At 70.5% G+C, this 4,515-nt stretch carries 2 protein-coding genes and 1 pseudogene; 2 read left to right on the forward strand and 1 reads right to left on the reverse strand.

Annotation, left to right across the window (positions count from 1 at the left end; genetic code table 11):
- Positions 1 to 18: 18 nt before the first annotated feature.
- A pseudogene (locus CEK68_RS20730) lies at positions 19 to 141 on the forward strand (integrase core domain-containing protein); the annotation flags it as partial.
- A 497-nt stretch (positions 142 to 638) separates the two neighbouring features.
- Positions 639 to 1,739 (forward strand): Glu/Leu/Phe/Val dehydrogenase dimerization domain-containing protein, encoded by a 1,101-nt coding sequence (locus CEK68_RS20735; RefSeq protein ID WP_017908213.1) that lies wholly within the window; start codon positions 639 to 641, stop codon positions 1,737 to 1,739.
- A 123-nt stretch (positions 1,740 to 1,862) separates the two neighbouring features.
- On the opposite strand, the gene CEK68_RS20740 is transcribed toward CEK68_RS20735, so the two are convergent.
- Positions 1,863 to 4,478: an autotransporter serine protease gene (locus CEK68_RS20740; RefSeq protein WP_226977999.1), complete on the reverse strand. Its 2,616-nt coding sequence runs from the start codon at positions 4,476 to 4,478 to the stop codon at positions 1,863 to 1,865.
- Between the last annotated feature and the right edge of the window lie 37 nt (positions 4,479 to 4,515).

Consider the following 4,515-nt stretch of genomic DNA (forward strand, 5'->3'; position numbering starts at 1 on the left):
TAAACCGCCTACACGCAACGCGCCAACGCCTTCTCGGGCTGGCTGCATCATTACAACTGGCATCGACCACACGCCAGCCTCGGCTACAAACCTCCCATCTCCCGAATTCCACTGAACAACGTGGTGGGTTTACACAGCTAGTCCATCCATCCCCAGGGAGACGCGATCGCCGTGCCGGCGGCGATCGCGGCCCACACCACCGCGGCATGCGGGGCCGCGGCGGTACGGGCCCACCGCTGCCAACCACGGCTACCGACCGCTGCCCGCCCCACGGCGCCGGCGCTCGTCCCGTGCCACTGCACCGGCTCGGCCACCGTCAGCACTCGACCGACCAGATCCGCCATCGCACCGCCCGCACCCGGGTGCCCAGCGCCATTGCCGCGGAAGCCCGCGTCCCGCCACCACGCAAGCCGCCCGGCGAACCGGCACGCCACCTGCCCGACTGGCGTCGCACAGAGCCGCGAGATTCCCGCGCGTGGCCGCGGCGCCGTCGCACCGGCGGCCGGCAATTGCTTTAAAATGTCGGCATCGCGACGCTCAGGGCCTGTTCCGGAACCGTCGCGTTTTTGTTTTGCGCCACCCACCAGGCACGTTCCTGGACCATGGTGTCCGACACCTGCAACGCCAGCGGAGCCCCCATGCTTTTCGAAACGCTAGCCAACACCGGCCACGAACAGGTCGTCTTCTGCCACAACCGCGACGTGGGACTGCAGGCGATCATCGCCATCCACAACACCGTGCTCGGCCCCGCGCTGGGCGGCGTGCGCATGCGCCCCTACGCCAACACCGAGTCCGCCCTGCAGGACGCGCTGCGGCTCAGCCGCACCATGACCTACAAGAACGCGCTGGCCGGGCTCAACATCGGCGGCGGCAAGGCGGTGATCATCGGCGACCCGAAGAGCGACAAGTCCGAAGCGCTGTTCCGCGCCTTCGGCCGCTACGTCGATTCGCTGGGCGGCCGCTACATCACCGCCGAGGACGTCGGCACCGACGTCAACGACATGGAGCAGATCTACCTGGAGACCGAGTACGTCACCGGCGTGCACCAGGTGCACGGCGGCTCCGGCGACCCGGCCCCGTTCACCGCCTACGGCGCGCTGCAGGCGCTGATGGCGTCGCTGCAGCGCAAGTTCGGCCACGAGGAGATCGGCAAGACCAGCATCGCCGTGCAGGGCCTGGGCCACATCGGCATGGAGCTGGTGAAGCTGCTCAAGGAACGCGGCGCCAAGCTGTTCGTGACCGACCTGGACCCGGCGCTGGTCGCGCGCGCGGTGGCCGAATACGGCGCCGAAGCGGTGGACCCGGACGATATCTACGACGTCGCCGCCGACGTGCTGGCGCCGTGCGCCATGGAGAGCGCGCTCGACGAGGCCAAGCTGCCGCGGCTCAAGGTCAAGATCGTCTGCGGCACCGCCAACAACCAGTTGGCCAATGCCGCGGTCGGCGAGGAACTGCACCGCCGCGGCATCCTCTACGCGCCCGACTACGCGGTCAACGCCGGCGGCGTCATGAACGTGTCGCTGGAGATCGACGGCTACAACCGCGAACGCGCGATGCGGCTGATCCGCAGCATGTACCACAACCTCGGCAAGATCTTCGACCTGTCCGAGCGCGAGAACATTCCGCCGCAACAGGCCGCCGACCGCATCGCCGAGGCGCGCATGCAGGCGATCGGCAAGCTCAAGCTGCCGCTGGGCCGTACCGCACCGCGCTCGATGGGCCACCTGCGCGGCGAGTGATGCCTCGCGCCGCCGCCTGCGCCGCAGGCGGGAGGCCGCAGATCGCAGGGCCGGGACGTCCCGGCCCTGCTTGACGGATCGACCCCGCACCGGCGCCGCACGCGCCGGGCCAGGTCCCCGGACTCAGAAGCCCAGGCGATAGCGCAGCGACACCGCGCGGTCGTCGCCGCGCGGGCCGAAGCGCTGGTCGTAACCCAGCCCCAGCAACGCCCCATTCCAGCGCGTCTGCAGGCTGGCGCCGAACAGGCCACCGGAGCGCGCCGGCTGCAGGTCCACCAGCGGCGCCCACGCGTTCACGCCGACGAAGCTGGCCTGCCGGTCCAATCCCTGCGCGGCCAGCGTCTGCTGCCACTCGGCATAGCCCTGCAGCGACCAGCCGCGCCCGCCGAAGCCGCCGCGCAGGCCGGCCAACGCCTGGCTGCGCGAGGAACTGGCGGCACCGGCCATCAGCCCGAAGCCATCGCCGCCCTGTTCGCGGAAGCCATCGCTGTCGATGCGGCTGTAGTCGGCGCCGGCATACGGGGTCAGCCACGCCGGGCCGCGCCCGAGCCGATAGCCGACCTCCACGCTGGAGGACAGGAAGCGGCCGGCATAACGGCTGGAGGCGTCGGCGACGGTGTCGCCGAGCAGCAGGCTGCGGTCGAGCTGGCGCTGGTACTGGCCGCTGCCGAGTTGCGCCAGCGCGTACGCATTGCCCGCCATCGCGCCGAGATAGGCCTGGCCCTGCACCTGGCGGTTGCGGCTGCGGTCCAGGCTGCCGGCGTCGCTGGCGCGGCTCTCGCCGAAGGCGAAGCCGGCCACCGCGTGTTCGCCCAGGCGCAGGTCCTGGCCCATCAGCCAGCCATCGAGCTGGAACTGGCTGCCGGCGAAGCTGCCCTGCCCGGTCTCGCCCAGGCGCTGGCTCCAGGCGCCGACCGCGCGCGGTTGTTCGACCAGCGTGTCGAAGCGGCTGGACAGCGCGCGCCGCTGCAGGTCCATGGTGTCGAAGGTCATCGCGGTGGCCGCGGCATGCGCCTCGCCGGACAGGCTGCGCAGCGTCGCCGACGCCGCCGCCACGCTCGGCGACTGCTGCACCGCGCCGGCCGCCTTGAGCAGGGCGCCGTCGACCGTGGCCGGGTCGTGGCTCAGCTGCGTGTTGAGCTGCGCGAACGCCGCATCCACGCGCGTCGCCGAGGCCAGCGTGGCGGCGGTGATGTTGCCGAAGCTGGCCGCGGCCGCGGTGACGCTCAGCGACTGCACGGTGATCGAGGCGCTGGTGGCGTCGTAGGACAGCGACGAGGTCAGGAACACGTTCGACGGCGTGGTCACCGAGGCGAAGGTGCCGGTGAGCCCGCCGTTCGCCTGCAGCACCGTGTACGCGGTGTTGTTGACCACGTAGTCGCGCTTGCCGAGCACGTACAGCGAACCGCCCTGCAGGGTGGCGCTGCCGCCAATCGAGAGCTTGTCGCCGACCAGCAGGGCCAGGCGGCCGTTGCTGCTCTGCACGTAGTTGCCGCTCAGGCTCAGCGTGGCCGCACCGACCTGGAAGGTGCCGGCATTGGCGACGCTGCCGCCGAGCGCGCCGGTGCCGACGAAGGTGGCGCCATTGCTGATCGCCACGTTCGAGCTGCCCAGGCTGGCCGCGCTGAGCGTGCCGCCCTGCACCTGGGTGTCGCCGCTGTAGGTGTTCTGGGTGCCGCTGAGATTCAGCGTGCCGCTGCCCTGCTTGATCAGCCCGCCGCTGCCGGCGATGTTGTTGGCCCAGGTCGAATTGCCGGTGAATCCCACCGTCACGTCGCCCCAGTCGAAGCGGCCCGGTCCCTGCACCGCCTTGCCGACGTTGAGCAGGCCGTAGCCGAAGGTCGCGTCCACGCCGGGCGTGCCCAGGTCGGTGGCAGTACCGAGCAGGGTCTGCCGGACCAGGTCGTTGGTGAAGTACGGGAAGGCTTGCCAGACCAGCGCCGCCGCGCCGGACACCAGCGGCGCCGCGAACGAGGTGCCGCTGCCGTAGTAGTAGTCGGGGTTGCTGGTGGAGGTGGTCGCCTTGGGATCGACGAACACCTCGGTGCCGGGCGCGACCAGGCAGTAGCGCATCGCCGCGCCGCAGGCGTTGGAGTACGAGGCCAGTTGCGTGCCGGTGCTCGAATCGGTTGCCGCCACCACCAGCCAGCCGCGCTCCAGGTCCGCCGCCGGCAGGGTGCCGTTGGGGCCGGCCTTGCTGGGCAGCGAAGCGATGTCCGAGGGCGTGGACTTGGATTCGTTGCCGGCGGCGAACACCACCAGGCCACCGTTGCCTAGCACGAACGGGCGGTACTCGGCGGCGATGGCATTGGTCGAGTTCAGGTCGGTCCAGTAGATGCCGCCCCACGAGTTGTTCATCACCTTGACGCCGGCATTGATCAGGTCCTGGTGCACCTGGGTCAAGCCCAGTCCGCCGCTGACCTGATTGCCGCTGCCGCTGCCGTCGTCCTTGGGCGGCGTGTCGGAAATGATGCGCGCGGACACGATCTGCGCGCCCGGCGCGATGCCGCCCGGCCACTGTCCGACCGACTTGCCTGCCGCCAGCTGCGCCACGGTGGTGCCGTGGCCGTCGACGTCGTCGACCTTGGTGTTGTTCTGGCTCGGATCGACGTAGATCAGGTTCGACACCACCCGCCCGGCCAGCGCCGGATGGTTGCGGTTGACGCCGGTATCGACCACGCCGATGCGGTAGCCGCTGCCGTCGTAGCCGGCGTTCGACGCGCACCTGACCCTGACCAATACGCTGGCCGCGCACAACGCCGGCTACGACGGCAGC

It is taken from the genome of Xanthomonas sp. LMG 12461, from assembly GCF_009192935.1.
Taxonomy (GTDB): Bacteria; Pseudomonadota; Gammaproteobacteria; order Xanthomonadales; family Xanthomonadaceae; genus Xanthomonas_A; species Xanthomonas_A sontii.

Bases quoted from the DNA above. Each gene is read 5' to 3' on its own strand.
- CEK68_RS20735 (WP_017908213.1), top strand. From the start codon at position 639: ATGCTTTTCGAAACGCTAGCCAACACCGGCCACGAACAGGTCGTCTTC.